This window comes from Alienimonas californiensis (assembly GCF_007743815.1).
Taxonomy (GTDB): Bacteria; Planctomycetota; Planctomycetia; order Planctomycetales; family Planctomycetaceae; genus Alienimonas; species Alienimonas californiensis.
Genome location: NZ_CP036265.1, coordinates 2,225,230 through 2,243,939 on the forward strand (window position 1 = coordinate 2,225,230; position 18,710 = coordinate 2,243,939).

Below are 18,710 nucleotides of genomic sequence, written 5' to 3' on the forward strand. Positions count from 1 at the left end.
CCCGTAACGCGGAGGCCCGGCCGGGCCTCCGCGTTAGAGCAACCCACCCATGGCCGACCCCGACCCAGCCGACCTGTCCCGCCTGCGGAATATCGGGATCGTCGCCCACATCGACGCCGGCAAGACGACCACCACGGAGCGGGTTCTCTTCTACACCGAGTCCACCCACAAAATGGGCGAGGTGGACGACGGCACCACCGAGACGGACTTCGACCCGGAGGAGTCCCAGCGCGGCATCACGATCTATTCCGCCGCGGTGACCTGCTTCTGGCAGGGGCACACGGTGAATATTATCGACACCCCGGGGCACGTCGATTTCACCGCCGAGGTGCAGCGGAGCCTGCGGGTGTTGGACGGCGCCGCGGTCGTGTTCAGCGCCGTGGAGGGCGTGGAGGCCCAGAGCGAAACCGTCTGGCGGCAGGCGGATCAATACGACGTCCCCCGCATCTGCTTCATTAATAAGCTGGACCGCATCGGGGCGGACTGGGAGTCGGTGCTGGGGCAGATCGAGACCCGTCTGCACGGCGTCCCCGTGGCGGTCACGGCCCCGATGATGCCGGGCCCGCAGCAGTTGGAGGGGATCATCGACCTTGTCACGCAGGAGGCCGTCACCTTCGAGGGGGACCTCGGCGAGCAGGTCAAACGCGGGCCGATCCCGGAGCAATACGCCGACCTCGCCGCCGAGTGGCGGGGCAAGTTATTGGAAGCCGTCGCCACCACCAGCGACGCCCTCACGGAGACCTTTCTCGAAACCGACACCCTCCCCGAGGCCGACCTCCGCGCCGGTCTGCGGGCGGCGACGTTGGAGGGCAAGCTCCAGCCGGTCTTCTGCGGGTCCAGCCTGCACCGCGTGGGCGTGCAGCCGTTGCTGGACGGGGTGGTCGATTATCTGCCCTCGCCGCTGGACCGCGGCGCCGTCACCGGGACGCACCCCAACCCCAAAAAGGCCGACGAAAAGCAGGTCCGCAAGCCGGACCCGTCCGAACCGCTCGCCGCCCTGGCCTTCAAGATCGTCGCCGACAAGCACGGCGACCTGTATTTCGTGCGGGTCTACAGCGGCACGCTCAAGACCGGCTCCCGCCTGTTAAATCCGCGCACCGGCAAGAAGGAGCTGGTCAACCAGATCTGGCGGATGCAGGCGGACAGTCGCACGAAGGTGGACGAGGTCGGCCCCGGCGACATCGTCGGCCTGTTCGGCCCGAAGGAGGCCGTCACCGGCGACACCCTGTGCGATCAGGCCCAGCCAATCGTGCTGGAGTCGATCCGGTTCCCGGAGACCGTAATCAGCATGGCGGTCGAGCCGGAAAGCAGCGCCGACCGTAAAAAGCTGGAGGAAACGATGGTCCGCCTCTCCCGGCAGGACCCGACCTTCGACGCCCGCATCAATCCGGAGACCGGCCAGACGATCGTCTCCGGCATGGGCGAGTTGCACCTGGAGGTCATCAAGAACCGCATGGAACGCGACTTCAATCTGAAGATTCGCGTGCACAAACCGCGGGTGAGTTATCGGGAGACGGTGAAGGCCGGCCCGCCGATCGCCGGCCGCGGGGAGTTCGACCGCGCGCTGGCCGAGGGCGCCGTCGACCACGCCGAGGTGACGGTCACGCTGGAACGGATGGAACTGGAGGACGCCGCCGCCGAGCCGATCGCGTTCGTCCACACCCTGCCGCACGATTTTCCGAAGGCGACGCTGGCGATCGTCAAACAGGCCGCCCTGGACGAGGCCCGCGGCGGCGGCGTGGTGGGCTACCCGCTCAGCGGCGTGAAGTTGACGGTCACCGGGGTCGATTATATTCCCGGCACGACCAGCGAGACGGCCCTCTCCGCGGCGAGCGCCCGGGCGGTGCGGGACTGCCTGGACGAGGGCGACTGCGTGCTGCTGGAACCGAAGATGAAGCTGGAGGTGGTCACCCCCGGCGAGTTCCTCGGCAACATCCAGGCGGACCTGCAAAGCCGTCGCGCGATCATCACCGGCAGCGAACCGCGGGGGGATCTCACGGTCGTCGACGCCGAAGTGGCCTTGGCAAAAATGTTCGGCTATAGCACGCAGGTCCGCAGCCTCTCCCAGGGCCGGGCGAGCTATTCGATGGAACTGCTCAAATACGACGCCGCCCCGCCGGAGGTGTTGGAGGAGATGCTGGGGTAGACATATGAGTGACCTCAAACGCAAGACCGTAAGCGAGAAGGTGATTTCCAACCTCCTTATGGCTACACGCCGGAGATGTTGTCTCTGCGTTTACCTTGAAGGAAATACAGACCGACGGAGGGTGCAGATCGCCCACATCGATAGAGACCGGTCGAACAACGCGGAAGCTAATCTCGTGCCGCTGTGCCTCGACCATCACGATGAGTACGACTCCCGCACCAGCCAATCCAAAGGGCTGTTGCCGTCAGAACTCGCAATATATAAGCGAAAACTTATCGCCGACATCGCGGAAGGACGGCTTACCCAAGACCCGCCGCCGGTGGTCGAGCAAACGGTCGAAACGCCTGCGGAGCACGACGCTTTTACTTATGGAGTTCTATTTGCTGACATCAGCCGAATACTCGCAGTGCACGATCTTGTCGGGATGGTGCCACCTGCTGGCACAGACGAGTACGACCTAGAAGTTGAGGACGTGATTTACATGACCAAAACAAGGCCCGAATCGGACTGGCCGGCAGCACTTCGGCAGATTTTTCTCCGTTGGTTCGGATCTGGTCTTCCTATAGCTGAAGACGCGTTCTCGCGCCTTTCTGAAGACTTGTTGGCGGCAGTGCGACTGAATGAAAGGCGGGAGTTGTCGTACAATCCTTCCGCTGCGAACTAGGTAGCGGTTGCAGGGCCGACGTTGGAATAAGGCCTGCCGGGCCACCCCCTCGTGTAAGTTTGTCGCGGCAGCCTCTCTCACCTCGCGTCTCGTAGTGGCGGGCGGTGCAGTACACTTCTCGCGACGCGTCGCCTGTAAGGAGCCCGCCCGATGTCCGCCGCCCTTGCCCCGTCGCCCGCCGCCGAGAGCGCCGAGACCGAGCCGGCCCGGCCGGCGGAGCCGCGGTTGTTGATGACCCGGGCGGAGTTCGAAGCCGCCGACGCCTGCCCCGGCACGCGGGTCGAATGGCTCGGCGTGACCGGCGAAACCCGCGACGGCGAACCGCTGGGCCACGTCCGGCCCCGCTTCGGCTTCAACCCCGACGGCAGCTACGCCATGGCGAATCGCCAACACAGCACGCTCGTCACGAACTTGATCGCCCTCCTGCTGGGGGCGGTCGACCGGGATGTTTGGGAGGTGTTCACCCAAGACGCCGAGGTCGGCTGTCTCACCGGCCGACACCGCTTCCCCGACGTGGTCCTCACCCGCCTACCGGCCCGCTACGCCGATCACCCGCGGGACCGCGAATTCGTGCTGCTCAACCCCTCGGTCTGCATCGAAGTGTTGTCGGAGGGAACGGAGGCGGTCGATCTGCGGGACAAGCCGGGCGATTACCTCTCGATCCCCAGCGTGACGGACTATCTCGTCGTCGCGCAGGACGAACCGAACGTGCTGCATCACCGCCGGGCCGCGGGCGGAGCGATGAACGACGAACCGGCGGCGTGGGCGGTGGAGCGAATTGCCGACCTGGCCGCGACCGTCACGCTGACCGCTCCCGCGGCGACGCTGCCGCTGGCGGAGATCTACAAGCGGGTCTTCCCGGCGTGAGTTGGGACGCCGCCCCGCCGCCGTCCAGGGATCGGCGGGCGAGCGCGGCGTTGACGGGGTGGGTCGTCGGGGTGACGACCGGCATGTGCGGGCCGCTGGCGTTCGCTTGGGCTGCCGAGGGGTTCTCGGCGCCGGGGCTGTTGGGCGTCCTCTGTTTGTTAGTCGCCGGGGCCTTGGCGGCGACGGCGACCTTCCCGCTGGGCCTGCTCGCGGCACTGGCGGAAGAACGTGTACGAGCCCTCCGCGGTGGCCGCTGGTCGCCGGGCCGCGGGGCGTTCGCCGCCGCTTGGCTGGCCGGTTGGCTGGCGGCGATCGGCCCCACCGTGGCGCTGGGCTTCTGGCTCGTCACGCTCTGATCGCTCCCCGCCCCGCCATGTCCGCCGACGCCTCCGACGACGGGCCTGCACACGATTGGCCGGAGGACGACGTGCTGGCTGCGGGGGAGACGGTCGGGTGCCTGGAGAACTTCATCGGCATTCTGGCCGTGTTCTGCGCCGGGGCGGCGGTGATCGGGTACGTCGCGGCGCTGCGGGCGCTGGGAGCCCAGTTCGGGCCGGCGAACTTTGTCGGCGGGGCGTTGGTGACGATCTCGGCGGCGGTCAACGTCGCCTACTGGGGCTACCGGCTGACCGGCAGCACGGCGCTGGCGGCGGACTACGAACGCGGCCTAAAGTACCTGCTCGCCCCGTTCAACGTCTCGTTCGGCCTGTACGCCGCGGTCGTGCTGGCCGCAGAACTGCGGGCCGGCCGCAACCCGGCGGTGCGTCGTTCCGTCTGACGGCTGCGCCGACGGCCGATGCTTGCGCATCGGGCTGGTATTGAACGTGGCGCCTGCGGGAAGGCTCCGCGACGAGCCGGGGTCGCCGTTCGATCGCTCAGGGGGCGGGCGCCCCCCGCTCGCCTTCGTTCGCCTCGTCGCCGAGGAGGTTGCCGGTGAAGGTCACGCCCCGCAGGTTGGCCGTCCTGATCGGTTCGCCGGCGGCGTCGGGGCGGTCGTCGCGGATCAGGTTGCCGGTGATCAGGCTGTTCGTCACGCCGTCCAGCAGCAGGCCGGCGGCGCCGTAGTCGGTGATCGTGTTGCCGGCGACGTTGATCCGGTCGCAGTCGCGGAAGATGAACGCCGCTTCGCCCTTCACCTCGCCGCTGCTGAGGTTGCCGGTGACGGCGCCGTCCGTGCAGCGTTCCAACCGCACGCCGAGCGTCGCCTCGGCCGCGTCGCTGTAGTTGTAGCGGGGGCTGCGGTCCAGCACGTTGTTCGCGATGACCAACCGTGTGCAGTCTTCGGCGACGAGGTTGGCGGCGTACCCCTGCCACAGCGTGTTGCCCGTGACGGTCGCGGCCCGGACGCCCTTCAGTTCCACGTTCACCCGCACGTCGGAGAGAACGTTGTCGGCGATCAGCACGTTCCCCACCCGCCGTTCGCCCTCGTCGTAGGGCCGCGGTTCGGCCTGCCCCCCGATGCGGATGTTGGCGGAGTCCGGCGCGTCGTGCCCGTGCTGGATGGTGCAGCCGACGATCGCCACCTCCGCCACGCTGCGGTTCGTGCTGTCCAGCCAGACGTTCGCCGGTGCCCCGCGGTCCCCGGCCGGGCCGGTGTTGCCCTCGATGTCGCAGCCGGCGATCTGCAGGTTGCGCACCTCGCTGTCCCGCAGGACGACTCCGCCGCCGAAGTTGTAGCTGACGTGGCAGTTCGACAGCCCGATCTGGTGCAGGTTCACCCCGTCCAGAAACACCCCCACGCCGGCGTTCTCGTAGAGGTGACAGTCCGACAGCGTCACGTTGCGGTTGCGGCCGGTCAGACGCACCGCGTGCCGGGCCTGGCGGACGACCAGCCGGGTGAGGGTCAGCTGCATCGTCCCCTCGGCCTCCACGCCGTCGGCCTGCGGGTGGACGCCGACGATCTCGAACCCGTCCAGCATCGGGGCGTTTTCGTTCGCCCAGACCTGATCCTTCACGCTGGCCGGGTCGGCGGTGCCGTCGTGGGAACCGACGACGCGGATGGCCGGCCCGGGGCCGGCCATCACGAGGCGGGCGACGCCGGCCCCGCTGACGGAGGTGCGGCCGCTCTTCGTCAGATCGACCACCAGCGGGGCGGTGATCCGCAGCGGCCCGGCCGGCAGGGTGACGGCGCCGCCGGCGTCGATCAGGGCCTGCAACGCGGCTGTGTCGTCCGCGACGCCGTCGCCGACGATCTCCGCGGCGACCGGCGCCGGTGCCGGGGCGGCGGAGAGCCCGAGCGGCAACAGCCCGACGACGAGCAGCGGACGAACGAACGACGGCAGGGCGATCACGGCACGTTCCGAGCGGGGGCGAACGCGCTCAGCCTGTCGGCAGGTCCGCGGAGCGACAACCATCGCCGGGGGCCGATCGGTAGGCTGGGGGCCATGAGGGACGACGACTTCCCCCCGCTGCCGGACGAGGCCCCGCGGGCGCCGGGCGGGTTCCGGGGCTGGTTCTGGCACACGTTCCTCGGCCCGGCGAACGCCGCGGGGCTCGGCGGCTGGGCGGGGGTGTTCGGGCCGGTCGCCGTGCTGGCGGCGGCGACGGCGATCGTGAACGGCGTGGGAGTCGGGCCGGAGTTCTTCCTCGCACTGGTCTGCGCCGGGTCCGGCTCGCTGATCGTCGGCGTGCTGGTCGGGGGGATCGGCAGCCGGGCCGTGCATTGGGTCGAACGCCGCCGCGGCGAGCGCTGGCCGCGGTGGCGGTCGCAGTTCGTCGGCGGCTTCGCGGCCGGCGTGCTGACCGTGATCGCCCTCGCCGCGGTCGGCGCGACGCTGGCGAACTGGTGACGAGGATGTCCGAACCGCCATCGAACCGATCATCGGCCCCCTCGGACCCGACGCCGAAACCGCCGACGTTCGTGGTCGCGACGGAGTCAGCCTTCTACGGCAGTTGGTGTGGGCTGGCGGCACCGGTGATGGCCGCCCTCCTCTGGTCGGCCCTTTGGCAGATCCGCGATCCGGGGCGCGACCAGTTTGCTGCCCTGGCCGCCGCACCGGTCGTCGCCCTTCTCCTCATGATCCCGGCTTGGGCGATCGGGCTGGCGGCCGATGCGTTCGGGCGGTGGTTGGAGAGACGCCGGGGGGAGTCGTCGTCGCCGGCATGGCGGCGGTTCGTCGCCGGGTTCTTGCTGGGATCGGCCGCGGTGGCGACCTATGTCTCCGCGATGGCGGGATGACGACCGTCGCCGGCGGGAGGAACGTCCCGTCTCCCTGACGATCGGCTGCCGGGGCGGTATCCTCCCCGCATGCCCCGGATCATCGTGCAAAAGTTCGGCGGGACCTCCGTCGGCGACACCTCCCGCATTCGCCGCGCCGCCGCCCGCGCCGTCGCCGCCCAGCAGGAGGGCGCCCAGGTGGTGATGGTCGTCTCCGCCCGCGGCAAGAAGACAGACGAACTGGTCTCCCTGGCCGGCGAGTTCGACATCGAACCGCCCGCCCGCGAAATGGACATGCTGCTGGCCACCGGCGAGCAGGAGTCCGTCGCCCTGATGGCGATGGCCCTCCGCGAAGCCGGCGCCGAGGCCGTCAGCCTCACCGGCGGGCAGATCGGCATCTCCACCGACGACACCTACGGCAAGGCCCGCATCCGGGCCATCAAAACCGACCGCCTGCGGGAGCACCTGGACGCCGGCCGCATCGTCGTCGCCGCGGGGTTCCAGGGGGTCTCCGATTCCGGCGACATCACCACGCTGGGCCGCGGCGGCTCGGACCTGACCGCCGCCGCCCTCGCCGCGGTGCTGGGGGCGGAGCGCTGCGAGATTTATACGGACGTCCCCGGCGTGTTCACCGTGGACCCCCGCATCGAGCCGGCCGCCCGCAAGCTGAGCCGGATCGGCTATGACGAGATGCTGGAATTAGCCAGCCTCGGCGCCGGGGTGATGCACTCCCGCAGCATCGAGTTCGCCGGGAAATACGGCGTGCCGATCGAGGTCCGCAGCAGTCTGAGCGACGAACCCGGCACCCTCATCGCCCGGGCCGGCGCCCCGGCCCGCCCGGTGACGGGGCTGGCGCTGGTCCGCGACGCCGCCCGGGTGACGCTCGCCGGCCTGCCGGACCGGCCGGGGGTGATGGCGGAAATCTTCCGCCGCATGGCGGACCGGGCGATCCCGCTGGACATGGTCGTGCAGGACCTCTCCGTGCAGGGCATTGCGGAGGTCTCCTTCACCGTGCCGCAGGAGGACCTCGCCGGGGCCCTCGCGGCGGCGAAGGCCGCGGTGGACGCCTTGGACGGGGCGGAGGTGACCGTCGGCACGGACCTCGCCAAGATCAGCGCCGTGGGTGCCGGCATGCCGGACCGGCCGGGCGTGGCGGCGAAGATGTTCCGCACGCTGGCGGACATCGGCTGCAACGTGGAACTGGTCACCACCAGCGAAATTAAGGTCTCCTGCCTGATCGCCCGCGACCGGGCGAACGAGGCGATCCGGGCCGTCCACGCCGCCTTCGAGCTGGATCAGGCCGCCGACGCCGACGCCGCCCACCGCGACGACCACCCGCTCTCCCCGCAGGAGCAGCGGGTCCGCACCGTCGTGGAAGGGCTGCAGGGGATGGAGGATATCGTCGTGGCCGACGTCTCGCTGGACGCCCACCAGGCCCGCCTGAGCGTCCGCCCGGTCCCCGACCGCCCCGGCGTGCTGGCGGACCTGTTCGAGGCGGTCGCCGGCGGCCCGGAGGACGACCCGAGCACCGGGGCGACGGTCGATATGATCGTGCAGAACGTCTCGCACGCCGGCCACGCGGCGATCAGTTTCACCGTGCCGGAGTCCGAGGCGAACTACGCCGCGGAACTGGCCGCCGCCCCCGCGGTCCGCTGGGGCGAGGGCGCGGTGCAGATCGACCCGCACGTGGCCAAATTAAGCGTCACCGGCGTGGGCCTGCGGAGCCACACCGGCGTGGGCCTGAAGCTGTTCGCCGCCCTGGCCGAGGCGAAGGTGAACGTCCAATTAATCGGCACCAGCGAGATGCGCGTCAGCGTCGTCGTCGCCGCCAACGAGGGCGAACGCGCCGTGGAGGCGGTGCGCGGGGCGTTCGGGATCGGGTGAAGTTCTTCTTCTGCCGGTGAGGGATTGGTGCCTCTCACCGTTCGGTCAATCGACAAGATTCGGGGCAACGGTCGCCCTGCAAGTTCTGCCCGCCGCTTTTTCGAAGAAGGTACTGGTAACGCGACTGGATGACGACTATGATTTTGGAAACCGGCTCAGCCGGTCCCCCCGCCAAAATCACTCATGCACCCAGACAACCCCAAGCGACTGGCAACACAACTTCCCGCGCGAATGCGGGAGGCGAGAACTGCGGCCGGATTATCCATGAGAGCTGCGGCCGAACGCATGCCGCCAGAATTGGCGGTGACCCACCCTACTATCTCAAAATGGGAGAGGGGTGGAGCCCTGCCATCGCTTCGCCAACTCGGGGCGTTAGCGACGCTCTACAACGTACATCCCCAGTGGTTCACCGAAGAGCGTGCAGAAGTCTTAGGCTTGCGGCACCGGAAGTTTAAAAGCAAGGTGCGTAAGGCAGACGACGCAGCCTTTCGCCGGGACGCGGGTCTCGCCGCGAACGCATTATTGCGACTGCGGAAGGTACTGGGCGTCAAGCCAAGTGCAGGGCCATTGGCTGACGAGATCCGGTTCGACGACGATACCACACCGGCTGTCGCGGCCACGAAAGTCCGTGAACTGCTGGGGTTGGGAACGGGACCAATCTACAACTTAGTGGCCGTGCTGGCGGATGCAGGCATCAGCTCAGTTGAATTGGAGACGAGCCTCGGTATTGATGGGGCAGCGGGCGTCGTAAATGGGCACCCGTTCATGTTCGTAGCGCTGGACCGACCTGCAGACCGTGTGCGGCTTACATGCGCGCACGAGGTGGGTCACATTGTCTTTGGGGACTGCGATGACGGTCGCGTCCCGTCAGAGGAGGGACCGACTGAAGACCGCGCGTTCGACTTTGGCTCGCACCTCATCCTTCCGCACGAGCGATTAGTGGAAGCATTTCGAGGGCGGTCGTTCCTCAAGCTGGTCAAGACAAAGGAAGAATTTGGCATCAGCGTGTCTGCAATGATCTACCGCGCTAGAGAGGCAGGTGAGATCTCAGAGACGTTAGCCGCACGACTTTGGAAGGACATGGCCCGTCGCGGTTGGCGGCGGGACGAGCCTGGCAACGTCCGCTGGGAGCGAGCGGATGAATTGGAGTCCCACATAGAGGTTCTCCTCCATGAAAGTGGCTGGGACTGGGAGCAGATAGAACACGCTGCTGGCATTCCGCGGGAACAACTGCAAATACGACTGGACCGCGCTATGCGTCGTTCCGGTTTCGGCGGGCCGCCAACAGGCTCGGAAGAAGATTATCTAGAAGGTGATGAGGAGCGGTCCGGGGTGATCCCCTTCCGCTCACAGCCGGATAGGTGATGACGGGCACTGCCGTCGTACAGACTAGATCCGGGATCTCAGTGCGGATCCCGGAGGGTGGCTCCGCCTGGCAGCTACGCCACCACTCCGAGACCCACACTCCACACCGAAAGGGTAGCAAGATGCCGCGAGGCAACAAGCGAACGATCCGATTGACGCCGGATCAGAAGGCGTACTTGGTCCACCTGTACTGGCATAAACGGCGGAGCACCGATCAGCTCAGCCGGAATGTCGAAGCCTTGGCGGCAATAACCCGCGACTTCAACGCGGGCTGCGAGTTTGAGGGGGACCAACAAGTTTCCTCGGATGAACTCCTGCACTACATGATCGTCCAGCGGAAAACCGGTCGCTGGGTTCGGCTGGGCGACCGGGTTCTTCACCGTGGGCCGCGGCCAGTACTGACTGCCGAAGACATCATCACTCTGATTAACGTCGCGCATGAGATGGCTGTGCGGGAGGACGTCTCCTGCTGCCGCTTTATGTTCGAGCCAGATCTGCGAGAGGAACTGCGGGAGCACTTCGCTCGTCAGAGCCGGAAGCTCGTGCCCGGAACCGAGTTGGTCGATGCTTTAATCTCCCTCCGGAAGGATGGCCTGCTCCCACGCTTGCACGGTCCGACCGGGCCTGGCATCGCAGCCGACGGCGAAGATACGGCGTTCGGCGATATGGATCAGGTTGCCTGAAACCGTAGGAAGCTGGATGGCTGGGGCAGTAAGGAGGAAGGCGTCAGCCGACCGACCGGATGCCCCAGAACCAGTCGCAATGGGCGCTGTTCGATCCCTCTCTGGATCATCCCGTCCGGCGCCGGCCGGCGGCGATCGACGGGGCGGGCGGCTCGCTTTACGGTGAGCGTCCTCCGCCCCTGTCCAACGAGCCGTGATGTCCCGCCTCGCCTGTCTTTTATTTGCCGTCGCCCTCTGTGCGGCCTTTCCGCTGGCGGCCCCGTCGGCGTTCGCTCAGGTGCGGCCGACCACGAACGCACAGGCGGCGATGACGGCCTCCGCCGCGACCGGGCAGCCGATCCTCGCCGTCGCCGGGCATACTGGGTGCGTCTACTGCCGCCAGATTAAAGACGAACTGACCTCCGCGACCCCCGCCGCCAAGGTCGCCGAGAACTTCGTCGTCCTCCTGATGGACACCGACCAGACGCCCTCCTGGCCGGCCTGGGACCAGCAGTTCCCGAACGACGGGGGCGGCGTGCCGAAGGTCTACGTCGTGCGGGCGGACGGGACCTCGATGTACGCCGGCTCCGGCAAGCCGTCGGACCTCGATAAGTTCCTCAGCCGCTACCTGGACGGCAACGGCAAGGTCTACCTCGGGAAGGACCTCGCCCAGCTCAACCGGGACGTGCGGTCGATGAATCGGCTGGCGCGGCGGGACCGGGCCGCCTACGTGAAGATGGTCGCCGACTACTCCGCGACGCTCAGCTTCGCCGCCCCCGTCGCCCAGTTCGTCGACGCCGCGGAAGAGTTGGCGTCCGAGGCCGAGCAGGAACTGACGGCGGCCGCGGAGACGCTCGAGGACCCCGCCGCCCCGGCCGAGAAACGGCTCGACGCGGCGCTGGCGCTGCACGAACTGGCCCGGGACTTCGAACCGCTGGCCGCCGAGCACGCCCGCATCACCGACCGCATCGCCGAGCTGGAGTACGAGGAGAAGACCCCGGGCCCGAACTCCCCCGCCGCCTACTTCACCCGCGCCGGACTGTGGACCGAGGCGCAAGCGGCGGAGGAGGCCCGGCAGTGGGCCGACGCCGTGGCGAAGCGGGAGGCCCTGATCGCCGCCCACCCCAAGACGGAGGCCGCCCGTCGGGCCGCCGACGGCTTGGACGACCTGCGACGGCGGGCGGAGGTCGCCGCGGGCCGGGAGTGAGACGGGCGCCGGCCGACGGATGGCATCGCCGGGCGGGGCTTCGCCCCTACCCTGCACCGTCCGCGCTTCCCCCAGCCCGCCCCCGGTTCGATGCTCGCCGCGCTTCTGCTCGCCCCGTTGTTCGTCGCCGCTCCTGCCGACGCGCCCGCCGACTGGCCCGGGTGGCTGGGGCCGGACCGGGACGGGCGGGCAGCCGGGTTCGCCCAGCCGGCGGACTGGTCGACGGCGCCGACGGAGTTGTGGCGGGTTGAAGTGGGAACCGGGTACGGCTCGCCGCTGGTCGCCGGGGAGCGGGTCTTCCTGCACGCCCGGCAGGGGGGCGAGGAGGTGTTGTGGAAGCTCGACGCGGCGACCGGGGAGACCGTCTGGCGGCAGGCGTGGGCGGTGCCTTTCGCCGCCGTGGCCGGCGGGGAACGGCACGGGGCCGGGCCGAAGGCTTCGCCGCTGCTGGCCGACGGGCGGGTCTACACCCACGGCATCACCGGCACGCTGCGGGCCTGGGACGCGGAGAGCGGCGAACCCCTCTGGAGCCGCGACGCCGCCGACCGCTTCGCCCCCGGCCGCCCGCACTGGGGCGCCGCCGGCTCCCCGGCCTTCGACCCGCAGACCGGCCCGCACGGGGCGGTGATCGTCCATCTCGGCAGCGACGAGGCCGGCGCCCTCACCGCCTTCGACGCCCGCACCGGTGAGACGCTGTGGGAACTCGTCGGCGACGGGGCGAGCTATTCCTCGCCGGTCGTCACGGAACTGGACGGCGTGCGGCAGGTGGTCGTCTGGACGCATGAGGCGGTGCTCGGCGTGGACGCCGCCACCGGCGCCGAACTGTGGCGCAGCCCGCTGCCGCACCTCGGCGGCGATCAGAACATGCCCACGCCCACGATCCACGACGGCACGGTCCTCGTCGGGGCCGAAAACCGCGGCGTCCGGGCCCTGCGGCCGACCAAGACTGGCGATGGCTGGTCGGTGAAAGAACTCTGGCGCACCGACGCCGCCGCCCTCGACATGAGCACCGGGGTGATCTCCGGCGGCCTGCTGTACGGCTTCTCGCACCTCCGTAGCGGGCAACTGTTCGCGATGGACCCGGCGACCGGCAAGCTGCTGTGGTCGACCCGCGGCCGCGAGGGCGACAACGGCACGCTGCTCTCCCTGCCGGGCGAGACGGGGGAGCCCGGCCGCGTGCTGGTGTTGAAGGACGACGGCACGCTGCTGGTCCTCGCCGCTCGCGGGGCGGAGACGGAAATCCTCGCCACCCACCGCGTCGCCCCCGGCGACGCCTGGGCCCCCGCCGCCCCCCTGCCCGGCGGTCTGCTGGTGAAGGACCTCGACACTCTCCGCCGGCTGTCGTTCCCGGCGGAGTGAGCCGCGGAACGGTAGGCTCGGGGTCGCTCTCCCCCCAGCGGCTCCCACGATGAACGCACTCGTCCCGTTCGCGGTTCTCGCCGTCGCCTGCCTTCAGGAGCCGACGACCGCGGAGCCTTCGCCGGCCGACCTGATCGCCGCCGCCACGACCCCGGAGCGGCCGGAGTCCGTCTTCCCGGCGCTGCCGTCGCTGTCGACGGCGCTGCGCCGACAGATCGCCGGGGAGTTACAGCGGGAGCCGATCCGAGCGGCGTTCGCCCGGCTCGACGCCCGCGGCGGCCGCAACGTCGACTGGTTCGCCGCGGTGGAGGCGCTGGAGACAGAGAAGGCCGTCTGGTGCCTGCAAGCCGCCGTCGTGCACCCGCACGAGGACGTGCAGATCCGGGCGCTGCGGGCGCTGGGCCGGATGGGCGATGCGGACGCCGTACCCTTCCTGCTGACCTACGGCGAATACGTCGCGGTTGAGGAGCCGGGCAGCGAGAACGCCACGCTCCACGGCGTCGTGCACGAGACGCTCGCGGAGACGCTGTCGAACCTCACCGGGGTGTTCGCAGGGATCCTCGACGGGCAGGACCCGGAAGGGCTGAAACGCGGCCTGCGGGAGTGGTCCCGCTGGCTGGTCGTCCGGCAGGCGATCGAGAACGGCGACCGCCTGCTGGACCGCCCGCCCGGCCCGACGGACGTGACGAGTTCGGATCTCGAACTCAAGATTGCCCTCGATCAGCCGGTCTATCGCCCCTTGGAGCCGATCCTCGTCACCTCCTCGCTCACCAACCGCAGCCGTCGGCAGATCGTCGTGAAGGAGCCGCGGGAGCGGCCCATGGTCGTCACCCTCCACCTGTACCGCATTGCCGAGCCGGAGGACGGACCCGAGCCGGACGGCGGCGGCCTCGTCCCCGTGCTCAGCCCCGGGTGGGGCGGCGGGAGGACGGGTGAGATCGCCCCGGAAACGATGCTCGCCCCCGGGGAGGCGGTCGCCCGATCGACGAACGTGCTCTTCTCTCACGCGGGGCCCCTCCTCGACCTGGAGCCCGGCGAATACCTGCTCGAAGCCCGCTACCACCTCGCCTCGGACTGGTGGGAGGCGTTCTGGGAGGAGAACGTTCACAACCCGGTCAAGTCGTCCGCGGGCTATCAGACCTTCGTCGTCGAGGCGACCGCCCGGTTCGCCGTCCGCCCGCCGACCGCCGCGGAGCGCCCGGAGCGGGCGGCGTTCGACGCGGCGGAGAAGGCCCTGAACCCGCCGCGGACCGTGCTCGACCTGCCGGACCCCGCCCCGTTGGAGCGGTTCCTCGACCAATATCCGCAGTCGATCTACCGGGTCGCGGCGTTCGACGCGTTGGCGGATTACTGGTGGGACCGCAAGGACTTCGGTCGCATGGCGGACGTCTACGCGGCGTTGCAGAAGGAGAAGGTCGGCGAAGAGACCCGGGAGAAGCTGGTGTGGCTTGAGGAGTCCCACCGCGCGCAGGCCCTCAAGGAGCCGGAACCGGACGAGTCGCCCGCCTCGCCGTGAGCGGCGACGCCCACTCGCCCCGGCGAGCGAGGGGGCGGCAGCCCCCCGTGTTCTCGCCAGGTTCCGCACGCACGGGGGGCTGACGCCCCGCCGCTCACCTTTTCTACGCGGCGGCGGCGAGGGGGGCGTCGACGGGGGCGGCGTTGTCCAACTCCGCGAGGATCAGGGCGCCGCGGGCGGTCAGGTAGTCGTCCGCCTTCACCGCCGTGACCGGGCCGAGCGGGAGGGGGAACTGGGCGTCGGCCAGTTCGCGCTCGACCAGTTCCGCGAAGCCGGCGATCCGGCCGCCGCCGCCGCCGCAGAAGACCGGCAGGGATTTGTGGATGTGGCGCAGCGACGGCTCCCCGGAGAACCGCCGGGCGGCTTCGGCGAACAGTTCGCCCAGGGCGGCGGCGTGCAGCTCGGCGATGGCGCGCTCCTCCTCGCCCTGCGGGGCCAGCAGCGTGCCGGCGAACGTCTCCCGCGTCCGCCGGCAGGCGTCCACGTCGAGATACTTCTCCCCGTCCCGCTCGTAGACGACTTCGACCCGGTCCTCGGCCCGGCGGCGGTCCAGGGCGGTCGTGCCGCCCTCGGCGACGCAGCGGGCGACGACCTTGCCGCCCAGCACCGCGGCCAGTTCCCAGCGGTCCGCCCCGCAGATCAGGGCCAGACCGCGGAAGCCCGTGGCGGGCATCGTGGCGGCGGCGAACGCCTCGGCGGGGTCGACCGCCTGCGGCTCGTAGCCCCGCAGCCGGATCACCCGGGACAGGAACTCCCGATCCGCCTCGCCGCCGGGGAAGATCACCTTCACCGGTTCCTCGTCGGAGACGGGGTCCGGCAGCAGGGAATCGATCAGGGCCGCGACGATCTGCCGGGCCGGCGGGTCGTCGGTCGGGACCTTCCCGTCCGGCAGCAGGGCCAGCGGCGGGGTGCCGAACAGCTTGGCGTACTCGTCGGCGGCGTCGCCGAACAGCAGCAGTTCGCTCTCCTCGCCCTCCGCCGCCCGGGTGGTGGCGAAGTTCAGGCCCACCTGTTCGAGCAACCGCCGCCGGGCCGGGCTGTCCGGCAACACGCCGTAGGCGGCCCGGCAACTGCGGCCGATCGTGCGGCCGCCGCTGCGACGCAACGACCGAAAGCGGTGAACGCCCAGGTCCAGAACCGTCAGGCAGGGCCGGGTCGCAGCGGGCCGGGTCGTGGTGGACATCGGAAAAGAACCCGGGACGGGGTGGGACGGTCAAAACTGGGGGCGAACGACGGCAGGCCGCGGCGAGAACCGGGCGGCTCAGGCCGCGTAGGAATCCGGCCGGCGGTCGCGGCCGGCCGGGGCGGCCGACCGCCCGCGGGGGGCGTCGGCGTACCGCGGGCCCGTCGGGCCGCTCTCGGCGGCCTGCACCCGCAACTTGGTCATCCCGGCGCTGCGGCCGTGCAGGGCGATGGACTCCGGCAGGCGGAGCGGCTCCTCCGTCATCGGCAGACGATCGGCGATCAGGTCTTCCAGCACGGTCGACCGCGACGCGGCCGGGGCGGGCGTCGCCGCCGGCTCGGTCCGACGGTCCGACCGGGCGGCGGGCGCGGCGGTCTGCGTCGGGGCGAACGCTTCCGCCGCGTTCCGCCGCTTGGTGATCAGCAGCGCCACGGCGGCGCCCAGCAGCCCGCCCAGCCCGGCGCCGACGGGCAGCCAGGGGAAGCTGGCGCCGGCCTTCTTGGAGGCGTGTGCGTCGGCCTTCGCGGCGGGCGCCGGGACGGGCGGTTCGACGGGAATCGGCTTGGCGGCGCCGCCGGAGATCGGTTGCGGGGCGGCCAGCGGCTGCGGGGCGGCGAGCGCGGGGGCGGCCGTCCGCGGGGAGGCCGGCACGGCGTCCGTGTACCGCCCCGGCGCCGCGGGCATCGACGCCACCCGCCGGGGGTCCACGCCCCGGGTTCCCGGCGCCGGGGCGCCCGGCGTCGGGGCGCTCAGACCGGGGATCGCCGGCAGGTCGTCCAGCGGCTGCAGGTGGGAGCCGTTGTCGGCGAGGGCGGCTTCGGCGCCCGGGAACTCGTCGTCGTAGAAGGGCGAATCGCCGGGCGCCGGCAGCAGGGCCACCTCGTTCGAACTGCCGCCGTACAGGTGCGTGACGTCCACGACCGTCTCGCCCTCGCCCACCAGCGTGCCGGGGACGCGATGGGACGGGGCGGCGAGGCCTTCCGGGGCGGCGAGGCTCAACGCCGGCAGGCCGGACACGGAATCACGGGACGCCGAATCGCGGGTCGCCGCACGGGGGGCGGGCAGGTCGGTCACCACGTCGGAGCCGGGCCCGGGGCTTGGCAGCGAGAGCGGCGGGGTCACGAGCGAGTCGCCGCCGTCGGCGTCCCCGCCGACGCCGAGGGCGCCGCGGCGGGGGGAGATCCGGCCGGGGGTCGCCGGCTGGGAGACCGGGCGGGCGGCGGCGTTCAGGCTCGACGCCTGCCGCCGGGGCTCGGCGGCGGACGGGACCGGGGCGAACGAATCGGCCAGGGCGACGGGTTCCGGCTCCTCCTCGACCACCAGGTCGCCGAAGGGCACCTCGCGGAAGGAGCGCCACTGGGCCGGCGTGACGGAGCCGGCGCCGAAGATCAGGATCGTGCCGTCCGGCAGCGGGCCGCCGGGAGGCTGTCCGGCCGCCGCGGCCGGGGGAGCCACGCCCACCGCCGCGATCGACTCCGGCGGCAGGTTCAGGCTGTTCAGCACCGCGGGCACGTTGGCGTCCGCCTCGTCCAGCTTGAGCAGCACCGGCCGATCGGTCAGGCCGACCAGCGCCACGTAGGACCGGCGCCGCTCCCGCGGGCCGGTGCCCGGGATCGGGTCGCAGACGATCACGTCGCCGTCGGCCAGCGGCAGGTGCATGCCGGGGTTGAATTGCACGGCGCCGGCCTGCTGCCCCTCGCGGATCAGCCGCACGGTCCGGTTCGCGTTGCCCATCAGCCCGCCGGCCCGCTCCAGCAGGGCGGAGAGCGTCGGGGGGGTGTGGGTGAACTCGTAGGTCCGCGGCTGCGTCACGGCGCCGAGCACGCTGATCCGGGCCGGGGCCGCGGCGACGGACTCGTCGTGCTTCACCTGGGAAACCCGCTGGCTCCCCCGGGCGGCGGCGAGATCCTGGGCGACCGATTGCCGGGCCGCGGCGAGTTGCTGACGGTAGGCCTGTTCACGGAGCAGCGCCGCCTGCTGCGGCGTGAGCGTCGGCGCACCGGCGTAGCCCTGTTGCGGGGCGTACCCAGCCTGCGGGGCGTAGCCCTGCGGGGCGGTCTGTTGCGGGAGGCCGTCCGACTGGAGGCCAAAGGCGGAGAGCGGCCCGCCGCCGGTCGGGGTCGCGGTCTGCGGCGTCGGGGATTGAACGGGGGACTGGGCCTCCGGCGTGCGGGGGCTGTCGGCGAACAGGCCGAAGAACCCGCCGCGTTTGGCCGTCTCGGTGGCCGCCGGCTGGTTGGGGCTGTCGGCGACCAACTGGGCGGGGGCGAAGTCCGCGGCCCCCGCGGCGGCGAGCAACGCGGCGGGGGTCGCCACCGCCCGCACGGCGCGGCGGAACGGACCGACGGCAGGCGTGCAACGTCCGGAGAACTGTCCGCGGGCGGCGGAGCGGCGTCCCAAGTTCATCGTCGGCCCGGTCCGTGCAGGAGGGTGCGTGAGCCGGACGATCCGCCCGGCGATGAACGATCCCCCCGGCCCGGTCCACCCGCGCCGACATGGGAAATCATCCCGTCTCCCCCATCGGCCGGCCGTCACAGCCCGCATGACCCGAACTGTCGGACGCGGAGCGTTGGCAGCGATTTTTTCGCGCGCCCGCTCCGGGGTCGTTGTTCCTCCCTTCCCTTGAGGAAGCGGGGGCGAGGGGCGCGCACGGTCCCCCCGCGGCCGCGTTCGGGAATGGCAGCTCGAGGCGCGAGCCGA

At 70.6% G+C, this 18,710-nt stretch carries 16 protein-coding genes and 1 pseudogene; 14 read left to right on the top strand and 3 right to left on the bottom strand.

Annotation, left to right across the window (positions count from 1 at the left end):
* Window positions 1-49: 49 nt before the first annotated feature.
* From fusA to CA12_RS08720, 5 genes are all read left to right on the top strand, one after another.
* A complete protein-coding gene (gene fusA, locus CA12_RS08700; RefSeq protein WP_145358577.1) occupies window positions 50-2,146 on the top strand; it encodes an elongation factor G in 2,097 nt (698 codons plus the stop codon).
* Window positions 2,147-2,267: 121 nt separating this feature from the next.
* Window positions 2,268-2,810, top strand: a complete 543-nt coding sequence (locus CA12_RS08705) for a hypothetical protein (RefSeq protein WP_145358578.1) — start codon at window positions 2,268-2,270, stop codon at window positions 2,808-2,810.
* A 150-nt stretch (window positions 2,811-2,960) separates the two neighbouring features.
* Window positions 2,961-3,677 carry a Uma2 family endonuclease gene (locus CA12_RS08710; protein WP_145358579.1) on the top strand — a complete coding sequence of 239 codons (717 nt, stop codon included), beginning with the start codon at window positions 2,961-2,963 and terminating at the stop codon, window positions 3,675-3,677.
* A complete protein-coding gene (locus tag CA12_RS08715) occupies window positions 3,674-4,033 on the top strand; it encodes a hypothetical protein (RefSeq protein ID WP_145358580.1) in 360 nt (119 codons plus the stop codon). Before CA12_RS08710 ends, CA12_RS08715 begins: the two co-directional genes overlap by 4 nt.
* A gap of 17 nt (window positions 4,034-4,050) precedes the next feature.
* Window positions 4,051-4,455 (top strand): hypothetical protein, encoded by a 405-nt coding sequence (locus CA12_RS08720; protein ID WP_145358581.1) that lies wholly within the window; start codon window positions 4,051-4,053, stop codon window positions 4,453-4,455.
* Between the two features lie 97 nt (window positions 4,456-4,552).
* Here the strand turns inward: CA12_RS08720 and CA12_RS08725 are convergent, their stop codons facing one another.
* Window positions 4,553-5,968, bottom strand: a complete 1,416-nt coding sequence (locus CA12_RS08725; protein WP_145358582.1) for a right-handed parallel beta-helix repeat-containing protein — start codon at window positions 5,966-5,968, stop codon at window positions 4,553-4,555.
* 93 nt (window positions 5,969-6,061) lie between these two features.
* Here CA12_RS08725 and CA12_RS08730 point away from each other — a divergent pair, with 93 nt between their 5' ends.
* The 9 genes and pseudogenes from CA12_RS08730 (at window position 6,062) to CA12_RS08765 (ending at window position 14,827) form a co-directional block, all read left to right on the top strand.
* Entirely contained in the window at window positions 6,062-6,466 is a 405-nt protein-coding gene (locus tag CA12_RS08730) for a hypothetical protein (RefSeq protein ID WP_145358583.1), read from the top strand.
* A gap of 128 nt (window positions 6,467-6,594) precedes the next feature.
* Window positions 6,595-6,855, top strand: coding sequence for a hypothetical protein (locus CA12_RS08735; protein WP_145358584.1), 261 nt, complete (start codon window positions 6,595-6,597; stop codon window positions 6,853-6,855).
* Window positions 6,856-6,924: 69 nt separating this feature from the next.
* Window positions 6,925-8,718: an aspartate kinase gene (locus CA12_RS08740; protein ID WP_145358585.1), complete on the top strand. Its 1,794-nt coding sequence runs from the start codon at window positions 6,925-6,927 to the stop codon at window positions 8,716-8,718.
* 285 nt (window positions 8,719-9,003) lie between these two features.
* Window positions 9,004-9,066 (top strand): annotated as a pseudogene (locus tag CA12_RS23210) (hypothetical protein); the annotation flags it as partial.
* 219 nt (window positions 9,067-9,285) lie between these two features.
* Window positions 9,286-10,083, top strand: coding sequence for an ImmA/IrrE family metallo-endopeptidase (locus CA12_RS08745; RefSeq protein ID WP_242688166.1), 798 nt, complete (start codon window positions 9,286-9,288; stop codon window positions 10,081-10,083).
* Window positions 10,084-10,259: 176 nt separating this feature from the next.
* Window positions 10,260-10,766 (top strand): hypothetical protein, encoded by a 507-nt coding sequence (locus CA12_RS08750; protein WP_145358587.1) that lies wholly within the window; start codon window positions 10,260-10,262, stop codon window positions 10,764-10,766.
* Window positions 10,767-10,962: 196 nt separating this feature from the next.
* Window positions 10,963-11,952: a thioredoxin family protein gene (locus CA12_RS08755; RefSeq protein ID WP_145358588.1), complete on the top strand. Its 990-nt coding sequence runs from the start codon at window positions 10,963-10,965 to the stop codon at window positions 11,950-11,952.
* A 90-nt stretch (window positions 11,953-12,042) separates the two neighbouring features.
* Window positions 12,043-13,311, top strand: a complete 1,269-nt coding sequence (locus tag CA12_RS08760) for a PQQ-binding-like beta-propeller repeat protein (RefSeq protein ID WP_145358589.1) — start codon at window positions 12,043-12,045, stop codon at window positions 13,309-13,311.
* Between the two features lie 49 nt (window positions 13,312-13,360).
* Window positions 13,361-14,827: a HEAT repeat domain-containing protein gene (locus CA12_RS08765; protein WP_145358590.1), complete on the top strand. Its 1,467-nt coding sequence runs from the start codon at window positions 13,361-13,363 to the stop codon at window positions 14,825-14,827.
* Between the two features lie 103 nt (window positions 14,828-14,930).
* On the opposite strand, the gene CA12_RS08770 is transcribed toward CA12_RS08765, so the two are convergent.
* Both CA12_RS08770 and CA12_RS08775 read right to left on the bottom strand, forming a co-directional pair.
* A complete protein-coding gene (locus CA12_RS08770) occupies window positions 14,931-16,010 on the bottom strand; it encodes a disk-shape morphogenesis protein volactin (RefSeq protein WP_145358591.1) in 1,080 nt (359 codons plus the stop codon).
* Window positions 16,011-16,088: 78 nt separating this feature from the next.
* Window positions 16,089-18,410: an SLBB domain-containing protein gene (locus CA12_RS08775; RefSeq protein WP_165700639.1), complete on the bottom strand. Its 2,322-nt coding sequence runs from the start codon at window positions 18,408-18,410 to the stop codon at window positions 16,089-16,091.
* Window positions 18,411-18,710: the final 300 nt, after the last annotated feature.

Bases quoted from the DNA above. Each gene is read 5' to 3' on its own strand.
- fusA (WP_145358577.1), top strand. From the start codon at position 50: ATGGCCGACCCCGACCCAGCCGACCTGTCCCGCCTGCGGAATATCGGG.
- CA12_RS08710 (WP_145358579.1), top strand. From the start codon at position 2,961: ATGTCCGCCGCCCTTGCCCCGTCGCCCGCCGCCGAGAGCGCCGAGACC.
- CA12_RS08720 (WP_145358581.1), top strand. From the start codon at position 4,051: ATGTCCGCCGACGCCTCCGACGACGGGCCTGCACACGATTGGCCGGAG.
- CA12_RS08730 (WP_145358583.1), top strand. From the start codon at position 6,062: ATGAGGGACGACGACTTCCCCCCGCTGCCGGACGAGGCCCCGCGGGCG.
- CA12_RS08735 (WP_145358584.1), top strand. From the start codon at position 6,595: ATGGCCGCCCTCCTCTGGTCGGCCCTTTGGCAGATCCGCGATCCGGGG.
- CA12_RS08740 (WP_145358585.1), top strand. From the start codon at position 6,925: ATGCCCCGGATCATCGTGCAAAAGTTCGGCGGGACCTCCGTCGGCGAC.
- CA12_RS08755 (WP_145358588.1), top strand. From the start codon at position 10,963: ATGTCCCGCCTCGCCTGTCTTTTATTTGCCGTCGCCCTCTGTGCGGCC.
- CA12_RS08760 (WP_145358589.1), top strand. From the start codon at position 12,043: ATGCTCGCCGCGCTTCTGCTCGCCCCGTTGTTCGTCGCCGCTCCTGCC.
- CA12_RS08765 (WP_145358590.1), top strand. From the start codon at position 13,361: ATGAACGCACTCGTCCCGTTCGCGGTTCTCGCCGTCGCCTGCCTTCAG.
- CA12_RS08770 (WP_145358591.1), bottom strand. From the start codon at position 16,010: ATGTCCACCACGACCCGGCCCGCTGCGACCCGGCCCTGCCTGACGGTT.